Source organism: Brevibacillus sp. HB1.2 (assembly GCF_013332495.1).
GTDB lineage: Bacteria > Bacillota > Bacilli > Brevibacillales > Brevibacillaceae > Brevibacillus > Brevibacillus porteri.
Map to the genome: position 1 here is coordinate 1 of NZ_JABMIU010000042.1, position 1,027 is coordinate 1,027.

The 1,027-nt window shown below is 48.8% G+C and carries 9 tRNA genes; all 9 read left to right on the forward strand.

The features are described from left to right. Positions 1-28: 28 nt before the first annotated feature. The 9 genes from HPY28_RS30065 to HPY28_RS30105 all read left to right on the forward strand — a co-directional run bounded on the left by HPY28_RS30065 (position 29) and on the right by HPY28_RS30105 (position 850). A tRNA-Pro gene (locus tag HPY28_RS30065) sits at positions 29-105 on the forward strand. A 16-nt stretch (positions 106-121) separates the two neighbouring features. Next, positions 122-203 (forward strand) — tRNA-Leu (locus HPY28_RS30070). A gap of 7 nt (positions 204-210) precedes the next feature. Then, positions 211-284: transfer RNA gene (locus HPY28_RS30075), tRNA-Gly, on the forward strand. 8 nt (positions 285-292) lie between these two features. Beyond that, positions 293-381: transfer RNA gene (locus tag HPY28_RS30080), tRNA-Ser, on the forward strand. 25 nt (positions 382-406) lie between these two features. After that, positions 407-483, forward strand: a tRNA-Met gene (locus HPY28_RS30085). Position 484: 1 nt separating this feature from the next. Further along, positions 485-558 (forward strand) — tRNA-Trp (locus HPY28_RS30090). A 29-nt stretch (positions 559-587) separates the two neighbouring features. Beyond that, positions 588-663: transfer RNA gene (locus HPY28_RS30095), tRNA-His, on the forward strand. 20 nt (positions 664-683) lie between these two features. Continuing rightward, positions 684-757: transfer RNA gene (locus HPY28_RS30100), tRNA-Arg, on the forward strand. An 8-nt stretch (positions 758-765) separates the two neighbouring features. Continuing rightward, positions 766-850, forward strand: a tRNA-Leu gene (locus HPY28_RS30105). Positions 851-1,027 lie beyond the last annotated feature (177 nt).

The following is a 1,027-nucleotide window of genomic DNA, read 5'->3' on the forward strand; positions in this document are numbered from 1 at the left end:
ATCTTCATCTTAAGTGAAGAACTATAATCGGGAAGTAGCTCAGCTTGGTAGAGTACTTGGCTTGGGACCAAGGGGTCGCAGGTTCGAATCCTGTCTTCCCGACCATGTTTCAAATGAATATGCCGGTGTGGCGGAATGGCAGACGCGCGCGACTCAAAATCGTGAGGGAAACCGTGGGGGTTCAAGTCCCTTCACCGGCACCATATTCAAGCGGGTGTAGTTCAATGGTAGAACTCCAGCCTTCCAAGCTGGTCGCGTGGGTTCGATTCCCATCACCCGCTCCATATTTTGCGGAGGGATACCGAAGTGGTCATAACGGGGCGGTCTTGAAAACCGTTAGAGTGCAAGCTCACGGGGGTTCGAATCCCTCTCCCTCCGCCACTTCTTTTTATTACGAAATAATTATGGCGGCGTAGCTCAGATGGCTAGAGCGTTCGGTTCATACCCGAAAGGTCGGGGGTTCGATCCCCTCCACCGCTACCATAGGGGCATAGTTTAACGGTAGAACGAAGGTCTCCAAAACCTTTGGTGTGGGTTCGATTCCTACTGCCCCTGCCAAAGAACATTTTTAAAACGTATACATTATGGCGGTCGTGGCGAAGGGGTTAACGCACCGGATTGTGGCTCCGGCACTCGTGGGTTCAAGTCCCATCGATCGCCCCATTTTTTTATAACTACAATATGTCTCAGTAGCTCAGCTGGATAGAGCATCCGCCTTCTAAGCGGACGGTCGGGAGTTCGAACCTCTCCTGAGACGTTTTACATGCGGTCGTGGTGGAATTGGCAGACACACCATCTTGAGGGGGTGGCGGGGCGACCCGTGCGAGTTCGAGTCTCGCCGACCGCACCATTAATTTAAATGAGGTTAAAAAAACCTCTTGATTAATGAAAAGTAATATGTTATATTAAAAATCTACTCACGAAACATACAAGTTTAACTGAGTAGAACAAATCACATAAAACTAAAAAAGTTGTTGACTTTCAAAGTTGAATGTGATAAATTAAAGATCTGCTCCGGAAACGGCGC